Below are 22,795 nucleotides of genomic sequence, written 5' to 3' on the forward strand. Positions count from 1 at the left end.
GTCCGTCGCGGGGCATGTCTGCCGGTGGTGTTTTCCCAGTCGTGACCACGGCGACCGCATGTGTTCTCCGCAGCGGGGGCATCGCTGGGGGCATGACAAAAGACACCGGCGAGGACAGGCCGCCCACGGGCGTCTCCGACGAGGAGCGTCTTGCACAGCTCGGGTACACGCAGACGCTGGCCCGGCGTATGTCGGCATTCTCCAACTACGCCGTCTCGTTCACGATCATCTCGGTGCTCTCCGGCTGCCTGACGCTGTATCTGTTCGGCATGAACACCGGCGGTCCCGCCGTCATCACCTGGGGCTGGGTCGGCGTCGGCCTGATGACGCTGTTCGTCGGCCTGGCGATGGCCGAGATCTGTTCGGCGTACCCGACCTCCGCCGGCCTCTACTTCTGGGCCCACCGGCTGGCCCCGCCGCGCTCGGCGGCGGCCTGGGCCTGGTTCACGGGCTGGTTCAACGTCCTCGCCAGGTCGCCGTCACCGCCGGGATCGACTTCGGAGCGGCGTCGTTCCTCGGCGCGTATCTGAACCTTCAGTTCGACTTCGAGGTCACTCCCACCCGTACGATCCTGCTCTTCGCCGCGATCCTGCTGCTGCACGGCCTGCTCAACACCTTCGGCGTCCGCATCGTCGCGATCCTGAACAGCGTGAGCGTGTGGTGGCATGTGATCGGTGTCGCCGTCATCGTCGGCGCGCTGACCTTCGTGCCGGACTCGCACCAGTCGGCGTCGTTCGTCTTCACCGAGTTCGTGAACAACACCGGCTGGGGCAGCGGCTTCTACGTCGTGATGATCGGTCTGCTGATGGCGCAGTACACCTTCACCGGCTACGACGCCTCCGCCCATATGACGGAGGAGACGCACGACGCGGCGACGGCGGGCCCGCGCGGCATCGTCCAGTCGATCTGGACCTCATGGATCGCGGGTTTCGTCCTCCTCCTCGGCTTCACGTTCGCCATCCAGTCGTACGACGGAGCGCTGAGCTCCCCGACCGGCGCCCCGCCCGCCCAGATCCTCCTGGACGCCCTCGGCGCCACCACCGGCAAGCTCCTGTTGCTGGTCGTGATCGGCGCGCAGCTCTTCTGCGGGATGGCGTCCGTGACCGCCAACAGCCGCATGATCTATGCCTTCTCCCGGGACGGGGCCCTGCCCTTCTCCCGCGTCTGGCACACGGTCAGCCCCCGCACCCGCACCCCCGTGGCCGCGGTCTGGCTCGCCGCCCTCGGCGCCCTGGCCCTGGGCCTCCCGTACCTGATCAACGTCACGGCGTACGCGGCGGTGACCTCGATCGCCGTGATCGGCCTGTACATCGCCTACGTCATCCCCACCCTGCTCCGCCTGCTCCGGGGCGACGACTTCACCCCTGGCCCCTGGCACTTGGGCCGCTGGTCCCGTCCGATCGGCATCATCGCGGTGACCTGGGTCGTGATCATCACGGTGCTCTTCATGCTGCCGCAGGTCTCACCGGTCACCTGGGAGACGTTCAACTACGCCCCCATCGCGGTCCTGGTGGTCCTCGGCTTCGCGACGACGTGGTGGCTGGCGTCGGCCCGGCACTGGTTCCTCACTCTGGATCACAAACGCACAACCACCCCTGAGACCCCAGCCCGTACCCCGTGAGCCCCCCCCAGGTACCCCGCAGATCCCACCGTGACAGGGCCCGGTAACCGATACCCGATCGGCGGCCGGGCCTCGGCGGGCTATGCTCAGGGGTGATTCGCCGGGGGCCGTTAGCTCAATTGGCAGAGCAGCGGACTTTTAATCCGTTGGTTGTGGGTTCGAGTCCCACACGGCCTACGCGATGCAGGGAGGGAAAACCCCATCTGACCTGCTACTTAGCGCCTCGACTGGCTTCATCCGGTCGGGGCGCTTCGTCGTTCCGGGCCTCTTGCGTGAGCGATGCGTGAGCGGACGGTCCGACAGCAGGTGCTACGGAGGAAGCCTTGCCGGCACGTGGCACCAGAGCGGCGGCGGCTTCGGCGGCAGCCTTGTCGACCTCGGGCAACAGGCTCGTGTACGTGTCAGAGGTCAGCGTGATCGTGGAGTGGCGCAGAGTCTCCTTGATCGTGTGCAGATCGCCACCCCCGCCATGAGTGAGAGTGGCCGCGACGTGACGCAGGTCGCGCAGAGTGATCGGCGGCAGGTCGGTGGCGGCGAGAATGCGGCGGAACGTCTCGGAAACCGTCTCCGGGTGCAGCCAGGAGCCGTCCTCGCGAGTGAAGACCTTGCCGGTTTCGTTCCAGGCGTCCCCCCACTCCTCCCGAGCGCTCAGCATGGCCTTGTGGTGCTCTCGCAGGAGAGCGACGTTGACGCTGTCCAGGGCGATCGTCCCGGCGCTGCCGTCCGTCTTGGGGCGGATTCGTACGGATCCCAGCCGTCGACCACGATCTCTTTGGCTGGTGTTATAAGGCCGGCGTCCAGGTCGACATCGGTCCAGTTCTGGCCAACCGCCTCGCCCCTGCGAAGACCGCGGGTACCCACGAGGTGGAAGAGCACGTAGAGCCGGTCGGATTCGGCTGCGTCCAGGAACGTTCCGAACTGTGCCGCGTCCAGACCATCACTGGCGAAGGCAGCTCACTCGTGGCACGCCAGCGCTCCACTCGCTGCGTAGTCCAGAGGAGCGGCTTCGGGCGCTTGCCGGACTCCAGCTCGACGTGGGAGGCCGGGTTGAAGGTGATGTACTGCTGGGCGATCGCCGCGTTCAGAGCCGCTCGCAGCGTGCGCCGGATGCTCTGCTGCGTGGCTGGGCCGGTGATCTTCCGGAACGGCTTCATCTCGGCGAGCTTTTCCCGCTCGACGGCGAGCCGCGCCCGTTCGGCTGCGATGGGGCGGCCGGGCTTGCTGGGCTTGCACCTGGCGATCTGCTCGCGTCGTTCGAGGTTCTCCGCCTGGATCACCTCGTTGGCGTCGGCTATGCCGTCGTACATCTCCACCAGGTGGCCGACATTGAGACGGTCGAGGCGGACATGGCCGATGCGCGGCTTCAGGTGCACGCGGATGTGCGAGGCGTACCCGTTGAGCGTCGTCTTGCGTGACTTCTTCGCAAGAAGCCACTGGTCGAGCCATTCGCCCACGGTTCGTCGGCCGATCAGGTCCAGGCCCGCCCTGAAGCGCCTGCGGGGCTGCCGGAGCGTTACGGGCCGTGGCAGACGGTCTATGAGCGGTTCGCCCGCTGGGAGTTGGACGGCACTTGGGCCCGGCTGCTGGAGCAGGTCCAGGTCCGTGACGACTCGGTCGGGGCCGTGGGGTGGACCGTTTCGGTCGACTCCGTGGTCAGCCGGGCTCACCAGCACGCCGCCGGTGCCCGCAAAAGGGGCGGCGGCGGGAGACGAAACGGAAGATCCGGCACACGCGGCGGCTCGCCAGGCGCTGGGCTGGTCCCGCGGCGGGCTGACCACGAAGGTTCATCTTGCCTGCGACGGCCGGCGCCTGCCCCTGGCTGTCGTCGTCACGCCGGGCAACGTCAACGACTCCACCGTTTTCGGCGCGTTCGGCCAGTTCCTTCCGAACCGCCGAGATGCCGAGGAAAGAGTTTACTCCGAGCCTGCAAGACTCGGGTCTTGCTCGAGCAGCAGGGGGCGGAGGTGGCCGAAGGCTCAGGTGTCGACGGCGCCGGGGGTAGCCGTTGATCCAGTCCGTCGGCGGCAGTTCGTGCGGCTCCGCCAGACCGTGGCACCACTGCGAGATGACGTTGTCGCCGAGCGCGAGATCCGTCACCGCAGCGCGCAGCTTGACGGCGTGCTGATGGATACGGTCGCTGCTCACGGACCAGATGTCGCCGATCGAGGCGCCTTCGTGGGCGATCCAGTTCCGGGACTGCCTGGCCTTGTGCAGGGTGTCCAGGTCCATCGTCTGGCCCATCGCGTGGGCGGCCAGGCTGTGCAGGGTGCCGCCCAGCAGCTTCTCAGCAGCTCCGCGTAGTTCTGGATAGGTGACCCCCTGATGCCCCCTCGGCCCCAGTGAGGTTGTAAGGCCCATTGCCGCCATGGAATGCCGGTGCGCTTGACCGTTCGCCCGTATGGCGAAGGTCCCGTCCGCACGGACGGGACCTTCGTGGCTTTCGTGGGGCCGGGTCGGGTCAGAGCACGGCGACGTAGAACGTGGTGGCTGCGCCGCCGGCGTCGGCGTTGTAGGTGGCTACCTGAACGCCCTTCCCGTTCGCGCAGCCGCCCGCGATGGCGCGGAGGGTGTAGCCGATGCCGTCGCGGGGGGTGGCCGTCACGACGGCGCGGGACAGGTCGATGTCCTCGTTGCTGATCTCCACGCAGTAGACGTGGCCCGACTTGGTTACTTCCGAGACGCCCTTGGAGTGCACGACGGATCCGTCTGCCTTGACCAGCGCCCCGGCCTGGGCGTACGGGGCCTGGGAGCCCGAGGTGGCTGCGATCGCCATCCCGCCGGCCACGGCCAGGCCCGTCACGCATAGCCCTGCGACCGTGAGTCCGGCCGCCCGCATCTTCTTCGCACGCATGGTTGTGTCCCTCTCCAGAGATGTCCACAAATTGAACGAAGCAAACGTAGCAATAGAAGTCATCCATAAGGCATATGACGCAGTATTAGGGCATAACTCGCATCTTATGTAAGTCATGCAGGAAGCCTGGAATGTGTGCGCTTTCCGAGATACGGAGCGAGGTGGGGTCTGGTGTCGCTACGCGGAGTGCTGCCCAAGCGTGACTCATAGCAACTGAGGCAGGGAGGTTTCGTACGGCGTCCTTTCATTCCGGCCGCTCCCGGTCGGGAACCCGAAGACGGCGAGCTTGCCGCCGAGGACATCACGTCATTCCGGACTGGGTTGTCGGGGCTTCTTCATCCAGTTGTCGGTGCGGGGGCCCTTGCGGGTGAGACGCCTGGTCATGAGGGTGATGAAGGCCCGGTTCAGGTGGGCTTCTGAGTGCTGGGGCAGACACTCGTAGTCCCTCACGCTGCGGCGAGCGTTCGTGATCCAGCCGATGGGCCGCTCGACCTTCCAGCGGCGGGGCAGCACGATGAAGCCCTTGATGTCCCGGGGCTCCCGGATCATGGTTGGCAAGGGGGAAGCCATTCCGGGCCCGGAGGCCGGGAGCCCCGTTGCGGGCCCACCAAAAACGTAATGCGTGAGCGATGCGTGAGCGGATGTGCTGGCACGACGCGCTCAGATCTGGACCGGACGTCAAGAACAGGTCTCCGACCAGGAATTTCTGGACCACCGGAGTACCCAGCGGAAGTCCCGGCAGGACCCTGCCGGGACTTTTAATCCGTTGGTTGTGGGGTCGAGTCCCACACGGCCTACCGATCACAGGTCGAGGAGGAATCCTCTGACCTGCGGCTCAGCGCCTCGGGTGGCTTCGGCCGACCGAGGCGCTTCGCCATACCTGGCCTCTTGCGTGAGCGGATGGTTCCGCAGCAGGTGCTGTGGACGCCCCGCCGCCCTCCCCGTCCGGGTGGCGAGTCCTCGGCGAGGATGTCGCGGCCGGCCTCGCTCTTGTAGATCTCGTCGACGCTGCCGAACCGGGCCTCGGAGTAGTCGAGTTCCAGGAGGGCGGCGGCCTGCCGTACCGACGTCTCGTCGGGCCCCTCGATCTCCAGGAACGCGGGGAGGTCGGGCCGGGTGTCGAAGTTGAAGGCGACCTCGTCCAGGCGTCGCTCCTCGCGGTAGTTCTCCTGGTAGCGGACCTCGGTGAGGCAGGGGGATCGTCCAAGCGAGAGCCCCTACCTCCACGGCCCGTGTCGGTGGACGTCCCTGGTTACAGCCCGCAGGAGCCGCGGTCGAGGTGGAAGTATCGGGCGTTGGCCCAGCGGCACAGCCGGATACCGACGATGACGCCGACGATTGTGACCAGGGCGGGCAGGTATCCGCTGGCGACCTGGACGATCGGGATTGCAGGGCACCCACCTGAGATCGCCCAGCCCGTACCGAACAACACCGCGCCGGGGATCACGCCCCTGTGGATGCGCCCTGGGGTGCGGCGGACCCGCAGCAGAGCGAATGCGCACACGATGATCACCACGGCGCCGGCGAAGGAGAGGAGCATGCGCAGGTCCTGGAAGGTGAACATGCGGTTCAGCTCGGCGTAGTCGCCGAAGCCGATGTTGGTGACGGTATAACCGAGGGCCAGTCCGGTGATGATGTTGGCCAGCAGAATCGCGCCCCGGGTACGCATCAGATCACCTTCCACAGGAGGAACGACACCACGATGGCGGTGCCGAAGAACACGGCGGTCGCGACGATGCTGACCGGGCGTAGACGGCCGCAGCCGCTGAGACCGTGGCCGGAGCTGCACCCACCGGCCAGCCGAGTGCCAAAGCCGACCAGCACGCCTCCCACGAACAGCAGGGCGATCATGGTGGTCGGATTGGCGGTGACCAGGTTCCGAAAACCCGGGCCCATGTCGTAGCGGAGGTGGAACCGCCCGGAGGTGACCGCGGCGATCAATCCGCCGAGGAAGATCGATATCAGCAGGGCAGCCTGGGTGGCCAGCGGGGCCGGGCGCAGGCTCGTGGCCGCGGGGCTCTCGCCCGCCGCTGGTTCGGTATCCGCTTCGAGTGGCTGTGAATTCCCGTGCGGAACCTGCGTCAGGGTGGACGCGCCGGTGCCGAAGTGCTCCGCCGTAGCTGCGGCGAGCGCCTCAACGAGAGCTTGATCGTCGGCGAACTCCTCGTCCATCTCCTCGAGGTGGCGTTCGCGGCGCCAGTGCAACACGCGATCCCACGCGGACGACACCCCGAAAGACCGATCGGTGATGAGGGTGTAGTTGATGGTGACCAGAGCGAGCCCGATAGCGCCCGCCCACCAGGGCCAGTAGGTACTCATGCGGGTCCTCGCATCCAATCGGCAAATCGAGCCAACCAGCCGCGCTTCGAGCTGGGAGCTTGCCGCGCTCGTCGAGCGAGGCTGTTTGAAGGTTCGGGAATTTGTGGGGGCGGTGACGGTTGGTGATGCCAGGCAGGTGCTGGCGGAGATGTCGCCCCGAAGTGTGCCGTGGCCCCCGGTGTCACGGTTCCGGTTTCTGACTGCTCATATGGGCGGGGCGGCGCTGGCTGGGACCAGGGCGCGGCCTCCGGTGACCACGGATCGGGCTGTGGTGGCGGGGCCTGCCGGGGTACCGGTACCTCCCCCGGGTTGGCGGCGCCGGACCGGTCCGCCTCGGCGACGTCTTCGAGGTGTCGCGCGCGGGCTCCGTTGGGCAGCAAGCTGATTGGCACGCGCTCGCCGGTGAGTGACACCTGGTAGCGCGCACAGTCGAGCCACCGATCGTCGCTGTCGCAGTAATATTCGCGCCAACCTCGCAAGCTCGCCCTAAGTAGGGGGAAAAGGGGGCATCCTGCGGCGTGTGAGCAACTCACGTTGCTCCCTCCTGATCGGCGCACACCACCCATTCGGGGAGAGCGGTTGCCGTTCTCGATTCTTGCCCTCGCCGCGCTCGGTCGACGATCTGCAAAGCAACGCGGTGACGGGCAGTGTCAATAAGGCTCTGTGCCTCCATTCCGCGACCGGGCGTGATGCAATCACTGTTTCGATGTCCCGAGCAAATTCAGGGTATTTTTCAATCGGACGACTTGACACTACTTGGTGAGATATTCCGCGCGCAACGGATATGTGGCTTCTATCCCTCATGTCAGGATACTTACAACCGGCAATTAGGTCATTTGGGTCACTATTCGACCCCATGGCCGCGGCCCGTACTGATGTAATTCAGCTGTTCGCGGAGAGGGTGAAAATGCTGGAGCCCCTTGTGATGGTGGCGTGGATATCGTGGATCTCAAATGAAGAGCTAATGGAGAAGAATTATGTGCCAGCGTGCTGTCTGTCGGTCGTGCCGGAAGATGACCTACGAGGGCTGCGGGAGGCATGTGCACCAAGTGCTCATGGGCGTGCCGACAGCTCAGCGGTGCATCTGTGAGTCTGCGGAGCGCAGGGGTGCGCGCGCAGTGGAGGCGGCGACTCGATCGGAATCGGTGCCGCTTCGACAGGGCGAGTCGCCGCGACACGCAGAGGTCCCTCGGCGCCCAGAGAGTTCACCAAGTCGGTCGAGGGGTGGCTGGTGGGCCCGGCTCATCAATTGGGCGAAAAGTCCGGCATGAGAAAATCAGTCGACTGTGCGCGCTTCGAGCTCTATGGGTCGAAGGCATTGGTTTTTGCACCATGAAAAACCCGGATTTCGAACTCCAGGGTGCAAGCGATGCCGAGCCCGAAGCCTGCAGCGACACCGCGTCTTGCGACGGACGTCATCGGCACTGGTTGCCGAACTGCACGGCACGTGCACGACAGCGTGAGACCGGTGGGACGTTCGTCGCCGCGGTGATCCTCGCGGCGGCGAACGTACTGGCACGCAGCCCGCGACGGCCACCTCGGCTCGTGCTGCTGCCCGGGTTCTTCACCCTGACGGTGGGCTCGCTCGGCATGCGCGGGCTGACGGCGCTGTCGGGCTGTTACGTCGTGGACGGGTTCAGCGACTTGCTGAAGATGGTCACGACCGTCACCGTCGTCGCCGCCGGCATGCTCCTGGGAGTCGCCCTCACGGAAGAGGCTGCCGGGGCACGAGGACGCGCGGGTGAGGCCCGACGTGGTTACGACGGCTGGGCGGTGTTCCTGTGCTCCTGCACGTTGGCGTAGGCCATGAGGCCGAGGAGGACGACCAGGAGCACGGCCGAAGAGCCCAATGTGCCGAGATCGAGGCCGCCCTTGGCGGCAGGCTTCGTGAGGAAGTCACCGGCGGTGGCGCCCAGGGGCCGGGTGAGGACGAAGGCGATCCAGAACAGTACGACGTTCGGGACGGCCGGCACCCGCATCAGGACGGCCAGTACGGCCAGCAGAGCCGTGACGAGGAGGGCGCCGCCGGCATAGCCGAGGCCGGAACTGTCGGAGAGGAAATCGCCCATGGACGTGCCGAGTGTGTTCGACACCAGGATCGCGGACCAGAAGAGGGCCTCGCCGCGGAAGGTGACGATGTCTTGGATGGCGAAGGTCTGTCCGGTGAGCTTCCAGACGGTGAAGATGGCGATCAGCAGGGAGATCAGGATCGCGGCGCCCGCGGGGTACCCCAGGCCCAGGCCCTGCGGGCCCCGGCCCAGCGAGGACGTGCCCGCCGTGAGGTACTCGGCACTGGCGTCCCGGTTCATGAAGTCCGACATCGTGGTGCCGGCCATGCTCGTGGCCAGGATGACCGTCCAGTAGAAGAACGGGTTGTAGCGCCGGGACCGCAGTTGCACCACCAGCGTCAGTACGAACACCAGGAACAGCGCGATCGTGGTGAGGAAGTAGCCCAGCCGCAGCGTCTGGGAGAACAGGTCCCCGGCCGTCTCACCGAGGGTGGTGGCGGCGATCTTCATGACCCAGAAGGCCAGAGTGACCTCGGGGAGCTTCTTCATCACGGAATGGCGCTCACTGGCCACATCCACCGAGGTGAGGAATTCCGACTGTCCCAAAACGCACTCCTGGTCACGAGCGCGCCTGCGCGCCGGCCTGTTGCCGCATTCTTGCGTCTACGCAAGGTAGGGCGTCTACACGGATGTAGACGGTCCGACACTCCGGCGGGGTGCGCTCCGCTCAGACGAGGAGCTTCGTCTTCGCTCGCTGGTACTCCTCCTCGGTGATGGCGCCCCGGTCCTTGAGCTCGGCGAGTTTCGCCAGGTCGTCGACGTGCTTGCCCTCTCTCGGGGCCTTCGCGTCGGAGCCGCCGGCGGCGGCCTCCCGTACGTACGCCTTGAAGGCGGCGTCGCGTTCCTGCGCTTCCTTGAGGTCCCGCTTCCCCATGGATCCACCGCGCACGATCACGTACACCAGGGCGCCGATGTACGGCAGCAGCAGCGCCAGGATGAGCCAGCCGGCCTTGCCCCAGCCGCCGAGGTCGTCGCTGCGGAAGATGTCCGCGATGACCTTGAAGAGCAGGAACAGCCACATGATCCAGAGGAAGAACCAGAGCATGGTCCAGAAGAGGTCGAGCAGGGGGTAATGGTCCACGGTCGGCTCCCTGGTCATCGCGAGTTCGTTGCGTCGACTGGCTGAACGGTAAATCAGTCATATCACCGCATATTCGAACTTGCCTCCCGGCGTTCTCCGGGCTCCTCTCCGGCCGTCCTTCGGACGGTCCTCCGTCGCGGGTGCGGAGTACCGTGGAGATGTCGAGGGAGGCTCGGGACGCCCAGGCCTCCAGGAGGCGGGGTCGCCTCGTGTTCATGAAGCGGCGTGAGAAGCGGCGTGAGCAGGCGAACGCGTGGACGCTCGCGAGGGCGCATGCACACGGCAGATGAGTCCGCCCGGAGCCCGGTCGGGGCGATCGGCCGTGTCACCGTGCCGATTCCGTCCGATGGCCCGGGCGAAGTACTGGTGGCCGTACGGGGCGGGTCAGAGGCCTACACCGCATGGTCGGCGACGTCGATCGACAGGGACGTGCGCGTCGTTGTCGTCGACTCGGTCTCGGCGCGCGGTGTGATCGTGGAACGCCTGCCGCCCTGAGCCGAAGCAGCGGTGCACCCACTCCGAGCAGAGACGCACGGCAGGAGTCTTCCGATGTTCTTCTGGCACGTTCCCGCCCCCAACGAGGCGATGCTCATATCCGGTTCCAAAGGACAGACGCTGGACACCCAGTTCCGGATCGTCACCGGTCACGGCAGTTTCGTGCTCCCGGTGAAACAGAAGGCGCGCATGCTCTCCCTGGCGCTGCGCGAGGCGGAGATCACCGAGGACTGCGTGACGCAGCAGGGCATCCGCCTCAACGTTCGGGCCGTCGCCGTCTTCAAGGTCGGTGACGACGCCGTGTCCATCGCCAACGCGGCGCGCCGCTTCCTGACCGAGCAGGAACAGATGGAGGAGCTCGCCGGCCGGATCTTCGCGGGCCACCTGCGTTCCATCGTCGGCGGACTGACCGTGGAGCAGATCATCCGCGAGCGCAACCGGGTCTCCCAGGAGGTCATCGCGGGCAGCCACGGCGAGATGGAGAAGCTCGGCATCGTGGTGGACGCCCTCCAGATCCAGGAGATCGACGACGCCACCGGCTACATCAAGAACCTCGCCGCCCCGCACGCCGCCGCGGTCGCCAGCCAGGCCCGGATCGCCGAGGCCAAGGCCGACCAGGAGGCCAGCCAGCGCGAACAGCAGGCCGCCGCGCTCAAGGCGGAGTACGAACGCGACACCGCGATCAAGCGGGCCGGCTTCCTCGCCGAGACCGAGCAGTACAACGCCCGCGCCGCGCAGGCCGGACCGCTCGCCCAGGCCAGGGCTTCGCACGAGGTCATCGAGGAGCAGACCGCACTGGCCGAGCGGCAGGCCGCACTCGCCGCGCAACGGCTCGAAGGGGAGGTACGGCGCCCGGCGGACGCCGAGGCGTACCGCCAGCGCACCCTCGCGGAGGCGGCCCGGGACCGGGTGAAGTTCGAGGCCGACGGCAACGCGTACGCCGAACGGACCGTCGCCCAGGCGCAGGCCGACGCCAACAGTGCGCGCGCCGCTTCGCTGCGCGACGGCAACCAGGAGCTGATCGCGGCCAACCGCATCGTCGAGAACCTGCCCGCCCTGGCCGACGCGGCCGCCCGGGGCATGTCGGGTGCGGACCTGACCGTTCTGAACGGCACCGACGGCGTCAATGAGATGGCGGCGGGCGTGGTCGGCCAGGGGCTGGCGATTCTCCGCTCCCTGCAGCGCGGTGCGAATCCGATGAAGCCCCCGGCGGTCAACGGGAAGGCCGCTCCCCGTATCACCGACACGAATTGAGGCGGCGGGGTGCGGGGGCGCGGGCTGGTCGCCGGGCGCATGGCCGGAGTACCGAGCGAGCGGCGGACGGGTGCCGAGCGGTCGGTGATTCGCTCAGCGGTTCACTCAGTGGCTCAGCGGTTCGCCCAGTGATTCGTCCGGTGATTCGCTCGGTGATTCGCTCAGTGGTCATGAGCCCGCCGCGCATGCCGTACAGTTGTGTTTACCGACGCGGGGTGGAGCAGCTCGGTAGCTCGCTGGGCTCATAACCCAGAGGTCGCAGGTTCAAATCCTGTCCCCGCTACTGAAGAACCAGGCCCGGCACGCATACAGCGTGCCGGGCCTGGTTCGTTCCCGCCATGGCCCGCCGAAGGAGCAGGTCCGGGCGGTGTATGAGCTGTGCCACGTACGTACCCCATCGGCCGACGAGGAGTCGCCGCGTGACTCCGCTCCGGCGAGCCTGGGGTGGGGCGCGGTACCGTCCGCAGCCGCGCGCGTACCGGGCAGGAGACCATAGGTGTGGAAGCGGCTGAAGGGGCGCGGCAGGCATGCCGAGGGCGGCACCCGTACCCGGCGGTTCGTCCGCGCGATGCCCGCCGTGATGATTCTCGGCGGGCTGGTGTTCGACTTCCTCACCCCGCCGACCTTCACCGCCATTCCGCTGTTCGTGGCGGCGCCGCTGATCGCCGCGCCGTTCTTCTCGCTGTCCAGGACCATCTGCACCGGCATCGCCTCGATGCTGGCCGTTGTCGTGCTGCGGCTGTACAGCAACACGCTGCCGGACATCGTGCCGCTGATCGAGCTGCTCACCCTGGCCACCGTCTCGGTCCTCGCGGTCGTGATCAACGGGGTCGTGCGGCGCGGCAGTGAGCAGCTGGCGTCCGCGCGAGTCATCGCGGAGACCGCCATGCGGGCGGTGCTGCCGAAGCCGTCCGACCGGATCGGCGGGCTGCATGTGGCGGCGCGGTACGTGGCGGCGCAGGCGGACGAGTTCGTCGGTGGTGACCTGTTCGCCGTGACGGACTCCCCGTACGGGGTGCGGTTGGTGGTCGGGGACGTGCGGGGGAAGGGACTCGACGCCGTGGAGTCGGTGGCGGTGATCATCGGGGCGTTCCGGGAGGCGGCCGAGCAGGAGCGTTCGCTGGAAGGCGTGGCGCAGCGGCTGGAGCGGGCGCTGGCGCGGGAGGGGCCGCGGCGGGGCGGGCTCGACGCGGTCGAGGGCTTCATCACCGCCGTGCTGGCCGAGATCCCGGCCGGGCTGCCCCGGGTGCGGGTCGTCAACCGCGGCCACCCCGAGCCGATCCTGCTGCACCCGGACGGGGCGCTGGAGGTGCTGGGGCCCACGGTGCCCGCGCTGCCGCTCGGGATGGACTTGGGGGCGTGGCCCGACCGGTCGGACGAGTGGGATCTGCCGGCGGGGACGACTCTGCTCCTGTACACGGACGGGCTCTCGGAGGCGCGGAATGCCGACGGGGTCTTCTATGACCCGGCGGCCCGGCTGCGCGGGCGGGTCTTCCCGGGGCCCGAGGAGCTGCTGTCCGCACTGACCGATGACGTACGGCTGCACACGGGGGGTGAGACGACCGACGACATGGCGCTGCTCGCGGTCGTACGTCCCGCGGAGGGGCAGCCGGACCGGCGCAGGACCGTGAAGATCGTCGGTCGCGAAGGGGTGTGACGGGTGGGGCGGGGGCTTCGTGCGAGCCGGGTCGGCCTTGGGCGCGGGATACCACCGTACGTAACCGAAGCACGTCGCTCCGCATAACATTTGACGCAACGTCAGAAACCGGGTGGCCGCTGAGGGTCGATCAACTCGTCCCATTCCACCCGGTTGTGCACCGTAAAGTCCAGGCCAAGGACGTGAACGATCAGTGGGAACAGCTTGGAATCAGGCCCCGGTGTCTATTAACGTTCGATAACGCAGCGCGGTCGTCCCAGCCGTCGTCAGTGGCGGCACCGTGCGCGAGCGCCGAATTCCGCAAGGGAACCGGGGAACCACCTACATGGGGTGAATCGGACACCTGTGTCTCGTGAGAGGCAGAGGGGTCCGTAGGAGACCTTCCTGCTCCGAACCCGTCAGCTAACCCGGTAGGCGAGAAGGAAGGAAAGGAGTGCGCCCCCGTGGCGTCCAACAAGCCTGCCCCCGAGGCCCCCTCTCGGTTCAACCCTGACTTCGGTTCCGACTTCGGCGCCGAGTTCGGATCCGGTTCCAACTCCGGCTTCGCTTCCGACTCCCCCTTCGCTTCCGACTCCGGCTTCGGCACCGAATTCGGTTCCGGCCCCGGCTCCGGCTTCGGCACCGACTTCGGTTCCGGCCCCGATCACAGGACCGGGGGGACGGGAACGGCGTACGGCACCGAGCCGGGCGGTGACTTCACCGGTGACTTCGGTGGCGAATTCCGCGTCAACGGTGACGGTGAGCCCGAACGCGGCTGGGGCGAGTGGAACCCCACCGAGGAGTCCGTCCGCCCCGTACGCGGCAAGCACCGCGTCGCCAAGCAGCGCAACGGACTTGCCCGTAGCTCCACGGTGCTCGGGGTCGGTGTCATCGCGGCGGTCGGTGCGGGGGGCATGGCCACCGCGCAGAGCAAGCCGCCGGTCTCCATCTCCCTTCCCGAGTCCATCGCGAACAAGCTTCCCGACGCCAAGTCCCTTCCGGGCGTCGGTTCTCTGTTCTCCGGGGAGTCCGAAGCCGACAACGCCGCTGTCGCCGCCGCTGCCGCACCGCTCACCACCGCCGGCCTCACGACCACCGATGCCGAGCAGGGCACGGCGGACGCGGGCGAGGCGCTCCGGGCGCGCATCCTCCAGCAGGCGGAGCAGCAGCAGGACGCCGCCGACACCGAGGCCAAGGCGGCCCAGGAGAAGGAAGCCGCGGAGAAGGCCGCCGCCGAGGCCAAGAAGCAGCAGGACGCGGCCGAGGCCAAGGCCGCCGCCGAAAAGAAGAAGGCGGAGGAAGAGGCCAAGAAGAAGGCCGAGGCCCTGCGGCTCGCCAAGCTCGCCGCCAGCTACGCCATCCCGACCTCCTCGTACACGATCACCTCGACCTTCGGCGAAGCCGGCTCGATGTGGTCTTCCGGTTACCACACCGGCCTCGACTTCGCGGCGCCGACGGGTACGCCGATCAAGGCCATACACGGCGGCACCATCAAGTCGGCCGGCTGGTCAGGTTCGTACGGCTACCGCACGGTGCTGGAGCTCGACGACGGTACGGAGCTGTGGTTCTGCCACCAGTCCTCGATCGGTGTGAGCGTCGGCCAGCAGGTCACCACCGGTGAGACCATCGGCCGGGTCGGCGCGACGGGCAACGTGACGGGCCCGCACCTCCACCTGGAGGTCCACACCCCCTCCGGTGCGGGCATCGACCCGATGGCCTGGCTGCGCGACAAGGGCCTCAACCCCTGATCCGCAGGCCGCCCTCCCGGTTCTTCCGGTTCTTCCAGTTCTTCCGGTCCGTGTGACCGGAGCGCTCCGCTGCTCCGAGTGATCCCGTGGTCCGGTGGACCCGCCGCTGAACTCCGGCAGTCCTGACGCTCACCCCCCGACGTCAGGGCTGCCGGTCCGTCGGAATAGCGGGCGTGCCGGAATCCGTTGATCCATTTATGACTTCTCTTCGTAAGCTGGGCTCTTCCGACCTTCAGGTCTTTCCGCTCGCCCTCGGCGGCAACGTCTTCGGCTGGACCGCCGATGAGGCGCAGTCGTTCGCCGTGCTGGACGCTTACGCCGCGGCGGGCGGCAATTTCATCGACACCGCCGACGCCTACTCCGCCTGGATCCCGGGCAATGAGGGCGGCGAGTCGGAGACCGTCATCGGAAAGTGGCTCGCGGCCCGCTCCAACCGTTCCGACATCGTCGTCGCGACCAAGGTCGGCGCCCACCCCTCGTACAAGGGGCTCTCCGCCACGAACATCAAGGCCGCGGCCGAGGAGTCGCTGCGCCGGCTCGGCACCGACCACATCGATCTGTACTACACGCACTTCGATGACGAGACCGTCCCGGTCGAGGAGATCATCACCGCCCTCGACGAACTCGTGAAGGAAGGCAAGGTCCGGGAGATCGCCGCCTCCAACATCGGCCCCGAGCGGCTCCAGGCGTCCCTGGACTTCTCGGAGCGCGAGGGGCTGGCCCGGTACGTCGCCCTTCAGCCGCACTACAACCTGGTCTCGCGGGACACGTACGAGGGTGAGCTCCAGGACACGGCCGCCCGGGCCGGGCTCGCCGCCGTCCCGTACTTCGCCCTGGCCTCCGGTTTCCTCACCGGCAAGTACCGTCCGGGGGCTTCGGTGGAGAGCGCCCGCGCCGAGAAGGCCGGTGAGTACCTGGCGTCGGAGCGGGGGCAGAAGGTCCTGGCCGCACTCGACAAGGTAGCCAAGGAGCACGACGCGGAGGTCGCGACCGTCGCCCTGGCCTGGCTTGCGTCCCGGCCGACGGTCGCCGCGCCGATCGCCTCGGCCCGTACGGTCGAGCAGCTGCCCGCGCTGCTGGCCGTCGCCGACCTCCGGCTGACCGAGCAGGAACTGGCGGAGCTCACCGAGGCATCCGCCTGACGGACGCGGTGCGTCGGAGCCCTGGTGCCCCGGTGCTGAACCGGCCCGTCCGTACCGGCTACCGCGGCGGTAGCCGGTACGGATTGTGGTCCCTGTCGTAGGGCTGGTACAGCGGTGGAGCCCCCGGGACCGGGGAGATGTACGGGGGACGCAGGCGGCCTGTCGCCTGCGCGGCGTACGTCAGGGCGGGGGCGGCCACGTCCCTGCGTTGCCAGAGGTGGTGCAGCAGCTCCAGTTCGCGTTCGGCGAAGTCCGGGCCCGATGCCCCACGGCGGGCCTGCAGGCGCAGCGAGGCCAGTGAGGTCGCGAACGATTCGTACTCGGCGACGGTGCGGGCAGCAGCCCTGCCATGGGCCTTGGCCTGTGCTGTGGCATGGGCCCTGACCTGCGCCGCCGGCCCGCGCCTCGGGGTACGCGCCGACGTGTATCCGGGCGCGTATGCGGGAGCGTATCCCGGTCCGGGGCCCGGCCCTGGCGCGTATCCGGGGCCGTACGGCGGCCTGTACCCGGGCCCGTGTCCGGGGCCGTACGTCGACCCGTGTCCCGGGGCGTACGGCGGTGGCCAGGATGCCGGTCCGTACGGGCTGCTCCAGCTTCCCCCGGACGCGGCGGCGTGCCGCTGGCGTGCCGCGTCGCGGGCCATGCCGCGGGCCCGCATCGAGGAGAGGGCGAACGGTTCGGCCGGGGTCAGCCAGCCGGCCGCCGCATAGGCGGGCAACTCGGCGGAGAGCGTACGCAGCTCCCGCTGGCGCGACCAGATCGCCAGCCAGGTGACCAGGCCGAAGACCGGGACCATGAACACCCCGTACACGGCGTAGAAGCCGTACGGGCCGAAGGACGCCGACCCGTTCCACAGGGCGTGCATGCCCATGGCGAGGACGAGACCGAGCAGTGGCAGCGCGACGCGCCGGAACCGGCGGCGCCGCGCGCTGACCGCGGCGAGCCCGAAGCCTATGCCCGTCAGCACCGTGAAGAGCGGGTGCGCGAACGGCGACATCACCGCCCGTACGAAGAACGTCGCGGCGGTCACCGAGACGACGCCCGAGGTACCGATCTGCTGGTCCTCACCGAAGGCGTTGCCCAGGTACAGGATGTTCTCGGTGAACGCGAAGCCGCTCGCGGTGAAGCCGGCGACGACGATGCCGTCGACGATCCCGTTGAACTCCCGTTTTCGGAAAAGGAAGATGAGCAGGACGGCCGCGGCCTTGGCGCTCTCCTCGATGACCGGTGCTATGACCGTGGCTCCGAGAGTGTCGGCGTTCGACGGGTCGGCGGTGGCCGTGGCTATCCAGCGGGTCGCGAACGAATTCGCCAGGATCGCGACGAGGGCGGCTGCGAACGCGCCCCAGGCGAAGGCGAACAGCAGATTCCGCCACGGCGCCGGTACGACCCGGTCCAGCCAGCGGAACGCCGCTATGAGGAGCGGGACGGGCAGCACGGCGAGCCCCAGCCCGACGAGAAATCCCTCGCTGCCCGTCTGATCGCGGACCAGGGCCAGGATCGCCAGTCCGCACAGTGCGAGCACCGTGCACACGGTCGCGATGCGGAACGTCCTGCTGCGCCACACCATGCCGACGCGGCGCGGCCGGTAACGCCAGTGCCTGCGCTCCGGCACGGCAGCCAGGATCTCGCCGATCCGCTGCTCCTCAAGAAGCGGGACGGCCGGCTGTGAGTGCCGCTGCTGGACAGACCCGTCGGAGACCACCCAATGACCCTAACGAGCAGCACTGACACTGGCCATGGGGCACCGGGGCCGGGGAAGGTTCCGGCACCGGGCCCGGTCCGGGCCCCGGTTCCTTCCTCCGGCTCCGGTTCCGGCTCCGTACGTGGGTCTCGGCGGCGGGTCTCAGCGGCGGGCGAAGAGCAGGTCGTGCACGACGTGGCCCTTGTCGAGACCTTGTCCCTCGAACCGGGTCAGCGGCCGGAACGCCGGTCGCGGCGCATAGCCGCCGTCCGCCTGGGTGTTCTCGAACAGCGGGTGCGCGGTCAGCACCTCCAGCATCTGCTCGGCGTACGGCTCCCAGTCGGTGGCGCAGTGGATCACGGCCCCCGGCTTCAGCCGCTGCGCCGCCAGATCGAGGAACTCCGGCTGGATCAGCCGCCGCTTGTGGTGGCGCTTCTTGGGCCAGGGGTCGGGGAAGTACACCCGCAGCCCGTCCAACGAGTCCGGCTTCAGCATCTCGCGCAGCAGGATGATCGCGTCACCATTGGCGACCCGGATGTTGGACAGTCCGTTCCGGTCCGCGAGTCCGAGCAGATTGCCCTGGCCGGGAGTGTGCACATCCACGGCGAGAATGCCCGTGCCCGGGTCGTCGGCCGCCATCTGCGCGGTGGCCTCTCCCATGCCGAAACCGATCTCCAGCACGACCGGGAGCCCGTCGAACAGCTCGGGCAGATCGAGGACGCGCTGCCCGTCGATGTCCAGGCCCCACTGCGGCCAGAGCCGCAGCAGCGCGTCCTCCTGGCCGGGCGTGACGCGGCTGCGGCGCGGCTGGAAGCTGCGGATCCGGCGTTCGTGGTGCGATCCGGCCGGATCGATTGCGGGTCCGCCGGGGAAGCGCGGCTCCTGGCGCAGCCTGCGCTGCCGCTCGAAGGAGGCGGCGCGCAGATCGTCCGGAATCCCGGCAGCCGACGAGGAGGGGTTCAAGGGCTCAGACACAATGCCCCGATTCTACGGCGGGCGGCTTCCACCCCGTCCCCCCTGCCCGGAGCAGCGCCCTGCGTGCCACCTCCCGCCCGATGGGCAGGGAAGCCGTCGCGGCGGGCGACGGAGCGTTCAGTACGTGGACGGTGTGCGGCGCCTCGCGGATCAGGAAGTCGTCGACCAGGGTGCCGTCCCGGAGTACGGCCTGGGCCCTGACCCCTGCCGGGGCCGGCCGCAGATCGGCCTCCGTGACCTCGGGCAGCAGTCGCTGCACGGCTGTCGTGAACGCGTGCTTCGACAGCGACCGGTGCACCTCGCCCGCCCCGTACCGCCAGTGTCTGCGCGCGATCCGCCAGGTGCCCGGCCAGGTCAGAGTGTCCGCCAGCTCACGGGGGCGTACGACGGGCCAGCCGTACCCCTCGCGGGCCAGCGCCGGCACCGCGTTCGGCCCGATGTGGACGCTGCCGTCGTGGCCCCGGGTCAGATGCACGCCGAGGAAGGGGAACGCCGGATCGGGCACCGGATAGACCAGGCCGCGCACCAGCTCCGGCCGTGCCAGCTCGTAGTACTCCCCCCGGAAGGGCACGATCCGCACCCCCGGGACGTCGCCCGCGAGCCGCGCCACCCGGTCGCAGTGCAGCCCCGCGCAGTTGACCAGGACCCGGGCCCGCACCACCGGGCCGTCCGCCGTACGCACCGCCACGCCCCAGGGGCGGCGGTCGATCGCCGTGACCTCCGCCCCGTAACGGATCACCCCGCCCGCCCCGCTCACCTCGGCGGCGAACCGTGCCGCGACCGCCCCGAAGTCGCACACCCCGGTCGTCCCGACGCGGATCGCGGCGAGCCCGCGCACCTGCGGCTCGTACTCCGCGATCTGGGCGGGCCCCAGCTCGCGCACGGGCAGCCCGTGCTGCCGGCCGCGCTGGACCAGGGCGTGCAGCCGGGGCAGCTCGGACCGCTCGGTCGCGACGATCAGCTTGCCGGTCACCGCGTGCGCGATGCCGTGCTCGGCGCAGAAGTCGACCATTTCCGCGGCGCCGCGCACGGCGTAGCGGGCCTTGAGCGAACCCGGGCGGTAGTAGATTCCGCTGTGGATCACTCCGCTGTTGCGCCCGGTCTGGTGACGGGCGGGGCCGGACTCCTTCTCCAGTACCGTCACCCGGGTGCCCGGAGCCGTGCGTGTGATCGCATACGCCGTCGACAGGCCGACGATCCCGCCGCCGATCACCAGCACATCGCAGTCGTACGCCGCGCGCGTCATCATCACGCCACCTCCCACCCCGATAGTGCACTGACCCACTGACAACGCACTCAAACCAGCGCGGCCCAGCGTGGCGCCGGATCTTTTACGCCCGGCGGCGACAGGGAGCGCGCCGGATGCCGCCCGGACACCGTTCGGATGCCGCGAGGACATCCACGATGCCGCCAGGACATCCGCGAGGACATCCTGGCGACGCTGTGCGGAGGCCCGGTCGTCCCGGTGGGTAGGGCTACACAGGCGCCACCAGCAGCGGTCGTGCCCGCTCGCGGAGCTCGGCGACGCGCGGCTCGTGCCCGTACGGTTCGAGCCGGTGCAGCAGGTCCCGTACGTACTCCGTGGTCCGCGCCGAAGAGATGCGGCCCGCCACCTCCACCGCCCGGGTGCCCGCCGCGCAGGCCGCGTCCAGATTCCCGGACTCCAGCTCGGCCACCGCCGACACCACGAGCCGCAGCCCGTGCGAACGGACGAACTCCTCGGTGGGTCTGGACAGGGCCTGCTCGGTGAAGCGCCGCACCTGCCGGGGCGCCTTCAGATCGAGGTGGCACTCCGCGGCATCCGCCGCGAATCTGTCGTACGAGTAGAAGCCCAGCCACGACGGGTCCGCGTCGCCGTTCCGGGAACGCTCCAGCCAGCCCTCGGCGGCCTTCAGCGCGGCCCCCGCGGCCGCTGCGTCGCTCGCCTTTGCATGGGCGCGCGCCTCCACCAGACGGAAGAAGCTCATGGTGCGGGCCGTGGCGAGCCCCCGGTTGCGCTCGACCGCGGCCTGCGCGAGGTCGACCCCCTCGTCGGCGAAACCGCGGTAGGTCGCCTGCAGCGACATCGAGGCGAGGACGTAGCCGCCGAGCGGTACGTCGGCCGCGGCCCGCGCGAGTCTCAGCGCCTGGATGTAGTAACGCTGTGCGGCTTCCTGCTGGCCGGTGTCGAAGGCCATCCACCCGGCGAGTCTGGTCAGTTCGGCCGCCGCGCCGAAGAGCGCCCGGCCCACCTCGTCGCTGTACGAGCCGAGCAGCAGCGGTGCGGCGTCGACCCGTAAGCACTCCGGGACCATGGAGGAACGCCAGTCCCCGCCGCCGTACTTGGAGTCCCAGCGGCGGGCGTCCTGGGCGGCCTCGCGCAGTTTGGAGACATCGCTGTGGCCGACCCGCAGTGGTGAGATGTCGCTCGTGACCGGGCCGACCGGTGCGGCGGGGGAGGCGGCGGCGGGGGACGCGAAGGGCGGCGTGGACGTGGATTCCGGGCCGGGCTGGGCGGGGATGGACGGTGTCTGCTTCGTCCCCGTCGCTCCCCGGTTTCCCAGTGCCGCTTGAGCCGCCCGTGCGTTCGGCGCTGTGGGGGCGCCCGCCATGCCGGGCACGGCTGTGGTGCCGGGAATGCAGGGTTCCGCCTCCGTGCTCTCTCCTGTCGCGGCCGGTGTCCTCTGCGCCCCTGCGCTGGTACGTGCGCCTCTTGTACCCGGGGTGCCGAGGACGGCTGCCTCGGCGGCTGTCGAGTCGCGTTCCACCGACGGGTCGGCGGGGGATATCAGCCAGCGGGACGCGGGCGTCGCGTACGCGCTCACCGAGAACGAGCCCGCCAGCGACTGCCAGATCCCGCCGCTGCCGGCCCGCCGCCCGGCCAGATCCAGTCGGTACAGCTCGGTCGCCGAGCGGACCGCCTCAGCCACATCGCGCGGAAACGCCAGCCCGACCTCCGGTGCCGGATCGGCATCCGCGAGCCCGATCTCGTGCAGCGGGACCGGCCGGCCGAGTTTGGCGCCGATCGCCGCCGCGATGAGATGGGGCGCGGCGCCCTGCGGCACCATGCCCTTGGAGACCCACCGGGCCACCGAGGTCTTGTCGTACCGAAGTGTCAGTCCGCGCTGCGCCCCGAGGTCGTTGACCCGCCGGGCGAGCCCGGCGTTGCTGATTCCCGCGAGGGCGAGAACGGTTCCGAGCTTCTCGTTCGGTCCGCGTTGCTCCCTGGACATGCGCCACCCCTCGACACACAGACGGCCGCCGCGTCACCGTTGCGGCGCGCGGCATTCGTACCGTGTCCTCCCCAGGGACGAGCCCCGGCACTCGGCCGCACACGCATATGGCCGAGCCCCGAGGAATATGCCTCCTGCCGAGAACCTCAGTAAACACAGGGTAGTTCGCCGCATCCCTACCGTTAAGGGGCAGACGTCCGTATGGCGGGATTGTTGTCCGTGCGTTCGCGGTCGGCTGCGGGGCGTCGCTCCGGTCGCCGGCGCGGTGCCGCTCCGTCGTCGCGCGGAGGGGCCCGGACCCGGCACGGCCCCTGCCCGGACCTGGTCGGCGACCCGGCTTCGAACCCCGTGCGACGGGCCGCTCGGACGGGATGGCGGCGCCCGCCCGCCGGGCTCCGTACGTGCTCCTGGTGTGTGGCCGTGCGCCCGGCCGTGCGCTCTCGTCCGGCCGATTCGGAGGCGCTTCCATGGTTGCTGCGTGGGTCGGCCCACTGCATTGGACTCAGTGGGCTGGGGGACACTGCCGCCTCATTCCCCGCAGGCGGCGGACCGGTCCGGGAGGTGAACCGCGCCTCCCGGACTGAGTATCGGACGGTGCATCGGACGGTGCGCCGGGCTGTGCGTCGAAGCCGGCACGTGACCCGCACACGGCCCGGACGCGACCGGCAGGCGATCGGCGCCCGGCCGACATCGGGCCGCCCCGAGTCC

16 protein-coding genes, 2 tRNA genes, 4 pseudogenes and 1 riboswitch are annotated in these 22,795 nt (G+C 69.1%); of the genes and pseudogenes, 10 read left to right on the forward strand and 12 right to left on the reverse strand.

Features of this window, described 5'->3' with window-relative positions; all coding sequences use genetic code 11:
- The first annotated feature begins 92 nt into the window (after positions 1-92).
- Together OG936_RS18425 and OG936_RS18430 are read left to right on the forward strand one after the other, a co-directional pair.
- Positions 93-1,621, forward strand: a pseudogene (locus OG936_RS18425) (amino acid permease).
- A gap of 104 nt (positions 1,622-1,725) precedes the next feature.
- Positions 1,726-1,798: transfer RNA gene (locus OG936_RS18430), tRNA-Lys, on the forward strand.
- A 34-nt stretch (positions 1,799-1,832) separates the two neighbouring features.
- Here the strand turns inward: OG936_RS18430 and xerC are convergent.
- Positions 1,833-3,219 (reverse strand): annotated as a pseudogene (xerC, locus tag OG936_RS18435) (tyrosine recombinase XerC).
- Between xerC and OG936_RS18440 the strand changes: the two are divergent.
- A pseudogene (locus OG936_RS18440) lies at positions 3,124-3,487 on the forward strand (transposase); the annotation flags it as partial. The pseudogenes xerC and OG936_RS18440 sit on opposite strands and share 96 nt — an antisense overlap.
- A gap of 592 nt (positions 3,488-4,079) precedes the next feature.
- On the opposite strand, the gene OG936_RS18445 reads toward OG936_RS18440, so the two are convergent.
- The 5 genes and pseudogenes from OG936_RS18445 to OG936_RS18465 all read right to left on the reverse strand — a co-directional run bounded on the left by OG936_RS18445 (position 4,080) and on the right by OG936_RS18465 (position 6,791).
- Entirely contained in the window at positions 4,080-4,472 is a 393-nt protein-coding gene (locus OG936_RS18445; RefSeq protein WP_406496005.1) for a hypothetical protein, read from the reverse strand.
- A 306-nt stretch (positions 4,473-4,778) separates the two neighbouring features.
- Positions 4,779-5,021: a hypothetical protein gene (locus tag OG936_RS18450; protein WP_406496007.1), complete on the reverse strand. Its 243-nt coding sequence runs from the start codon at positions 5,019-5,021 to the stop codon at positions 4,779-4,781.
- A gap of 410 nt (positions 5,022-5,431) precedes the next feature.
- A pseudogene (locus OG936_RS18455) lies at positions 5,432-5,662 on the reverse strand (adenylyl cyclase); the annotation flags it as partial.
- A 62-nt stretch (positions 5,663-5,724) separates the two neighbouring features.
- Positions 5,725-6,141 carry a YeeE/YedE thiosulfate transporter family protein gene (locus OG936_RS18460; RefSeq protein ID WP_406496008.1) on the reverse strand — a complete coding sequence of 139 codons (417 nt, stop codon included), beginning with the start codon at positions 6,139-6,141 and terminating at the stop codon, positions 5,725-5,727.
- Positions 6,141-6,791, reverse strand: a complete 651-nt coding sequence (locus OG936_RS18465; RefSeq protein WP_406496009.1) for a YeeE/YedE family protein — start codon at positions 6,789-6,791, stop codon at positions 6,141-6,143. The genes OG936_RS18460 and OG936_RS18465 overlap by 1 nt, the downstream gene beginning before the upstream one ends.
- Before the next feature lie 1,428 nt (positions 6,792-8,219).
- Here OG936_RS18465 and OG936_RS18470 point away from each other — a divergent pair.
- A complete protein-coding gene (locus OG936_RS18470) occupies positions 8,220-8,594 on the forward strand; it encodes a hypothetical protein (RefSeq protein WP_406496010.1) in 375 nt (124 codons plus the stop codon).
- Here the strand turns inward: OG936_RS18470 and OG936_RS18475 are convergent.
- Positions 8,549-9,406 carry a hypothetical protein gene (locus tag OG936_RS18475; protein ID WP_406496012.1) on the reverse strand — a complete coding sequence of 286 codons (858 nt, stop codon included), beginning with the start codon at positions 9,404-9,406 and terminating at the stop codon, positions 8,549-8,551. The genes OG936_RS18470 and OG936_RS18475 overlap by 46 nt on opposite strands.
- 121 nt (positions 9,407-9,527) lie before the next feature.
- Positions 9,528-9,941 carry an SHOCT domain-containing protein gene (locus OG936_RS18480; protein WP_406496013.1) on the reverse strand — a complete coding sequence of 138 codons (414 nt, stop codon included), beginning with the start codon at positions 9,939-9,941 and terminating at the stop codon, positions 9,528-9,530.
- Between the two features lie 273 nt (positions 9,942-10,214).
- On the opposite strand from OG936_RS18480, the gene OG936_RS18485 reads away from it, so the two are divergent.
- The 6 genes from OG936_RS18485 to OG936_RS18510 all read left to right on the forward strand — a co-directional run bounded on the left by OG936_RS18485 (position 10,215) and on the right by OG936_RS18510 (position 16,216).
- Positions 10,215-10,436 carry a hypothetical protein gene (locus OG936_RS18485; RefSeq protein ID WP_406496014.1) on the forward strand — a complete coding sequence of 74 codons (222 nt, stop codon included), beginning with the start codon at positions 10,215-10,217 and terminating at the stop codon, positions 10,434-10,436.
- A 54-nt stretch (positions 10,437-10,490) separates the two neighbouring features.
- Positions 10,491-11,690 carry an SPFH domain-containing protein gene (locus tag OG936_RS18490; RefSeq protein WP_406496016.1) on the forward strand — a complete coding sequence of 400 codons (1,200 nt, stop codon included), beginning with the start codon at positions 10,491-10,493 and terminating at the stop codon, positions 11,688-11,690.
- Positions 11,691-11,899: 209 nt separating this feature from the next.
- Positions 11,900-11,973 (forward strand) — tRNA-Met (locus tag OG936_RS18495).
- 213 nt (positions 11,974-12,186) lie between these two features.
- A complete protein-coding gene (locus OG936_RS18500) occupies positions 12,187-13,347 on the forward strand; it encodes a PP2C family protein-serine/threonine phosphatase (protein WP_406496017.1) in 1,161 nt (386 codons plus the stop codon).
- A gap of 279 nt (positions 13,348-13,626) precedes the next feature.
- Positions 13,627-13,779, forward strand: a riboswitch (cyclic di-AMP (ydaO/yuaA leader).
- Positions 13,780-13,790: 11 nt separating this feature from the next.
- On the forward strand, positions 13,791-15,074 hold the full coding sequence (locus tag OG936_RS18505; protein ID WP_406496019.1) for a M23 family metallopeptidase: 1,284 nt from the start codon (positions 13,791-13,793) through the stop codon (positions 15,072-15,074).
- A gap of 197 nt (positions 15,075-15,271) precedes the next feature.
- Positions 15,272-16,216, forward strand: coding sequence for an aldo/keto reductase (locus OG936_RS18510; RefSeq protein WP_406496021.1), 945 nt, complete (start codon positions 15,272-15,274; stop codon positions 16,214-16,216).
- A 58-nt stretch (positions 16,217-16,274) separates the two neighbouring features.
- Here the strand turns inward: OG936_RS18510 and OG936_RS18515 are convergent, their stop codons facing one another.
- The 4 genes from OG936_RS18515 to OG936_RS18530 form a co-directional block, all read right to left on the reverse strand.
- The gene (locus OG936_RS18515) at positions 16,275-17,786 is read right to left on the reverse strand and encodes a PrsW family intramembrane metalloprotease (protein WP_406500499.1); all 1,512 of its coding nucleotides are present in this window, start codon (positions 17,784-17,786) and stop codon (positions 16,275-16,277) included.
- A 276-nt stretch (positions 17,787-18,062) separates the two neighbouring features.
- Positions 18,063-18,875, reverse strand: a complete 813-nt coding sequence (trmB, locus tag OG936_RS18520) for a tRNA (guanosine(46)-N7)-methyltransferase TrmB (RefSeq protein WP_383759754.1) — start codon at positions 18,873-18,875, stop codon at positions 18,063-18,065.
- Positions 18,868-20,124 carry an L-2-hydroxyglutarate oxidase gene (lhgO, locus tag OG936_RS18525; protein ID WP_406496023.1) on the reverse strand — a complete coding sequence of 419 codons (1,257 nt, stop codon included), beginning with the start codon at positions 20,122-20,124 and terminating at the stop codon, positions 18,868-18,870. Before lhgO ends, trmB begins: the two co-directional genes overlap by 8 nt.
- 226 nt (positions 20,125-20,350) lie before the next feature.
- Positions 20,351-22,087, reverse strand: a complete 1,737-nt coding sequence (locus OG936_RS18530; protein WP_406496024.1) for a sporulation protein — start codon at positions 22,085-22,087, stop codon at positions 20,351-20,353.
- Positions 22,088-22,795: the final 708 nt, after the last annotated feature.

This window comes from Streptomyces sp. NBC_00846 (assembly GCF_045207325.1).
Lineage (GTDB): Bacteria > Actinomycetota > Actinomycetes > Streptomycetales > Streptomycetaceae > Streptomyces.

What these genes read in the sequence shown, in the direction of transcription:
- OG936_RS18445 (WP_406496005.1), bottom strand. Translation starts at nt 4,472, where the DNA reads ATGCGTGCGAAGAAGATGCGGGCGGCCGGACTCACGGTCGCAGGGCTA.
- OG936_RS18450 (WP_406496007.1), bottom strand. Translation starts at nt 5,021, where the DNA reads ATGATCCGGGAGCCCCGGGACATCAAGGGCTTCATCGTGCTGCCCCGC.
- OG936_RS18460 (WP_406496008.1), bottom strand. Translation starts at nt 6,141, where the DNA reads ATGCGTACCCGGGGCGCGATTCTGCTGGCCAACATCATCACCGGACTG.
- OG936_RS18465 (WP_406496009.1), bottom strand. Translation starts at nt 6,791, where the DNA reads ATGAGTACCTACTGGCCCTGGTGGGCGGGCGCTATCGGGCTCGCTCTG.
- OG936_RS18485 (WP_406496014.1), top strand. Translation starts at nt 10,215, where the DNA reads ATGCACACGGCAGATGAGTCCGCCCGGAGCCCGGTCGGGGCGATCGGC.
- OG936_RS18490 (WP_406496016.1), top strand. Translation starts at nt 10,491, where the DNA reads ATGTTCTTCTGGCACGTTCCCGCCCCCAACGAGGCGATGCTCATATCC.
- OG936_RS18510 (WP_406496021.1), top strand. Translation starts at nt 15,272, where the DNA reads ATGACTTCTCTTCGTAAGCTGGGCTCTTCCGACCTTCAGGTCTTTCCG.
- OG936_RS18515 (WP_406500499.1), bottom strand. Translation starts at nt 17,786, where the DNA reads ATGGTGTGGCGCAGCAGGACGTTCCGCATCGCGACCGTGTGCACGGTG.
- lhgO (WP_406496023.1), bottom strand. Translation starts at nt 20,124, where the DNA reads ATGATGACGCGCGCGGCGTACGACTGCGATGTGCTGGTGATCGGCGGC.
- OG936_RS18530 (WP_406496024.1), bottom strand. Translation starts at nt 22,087, where the DNA reads ATGTCCAGGGAGCAACGCGGACCGAACGAGAAGCTCGGAACCGTTCTC.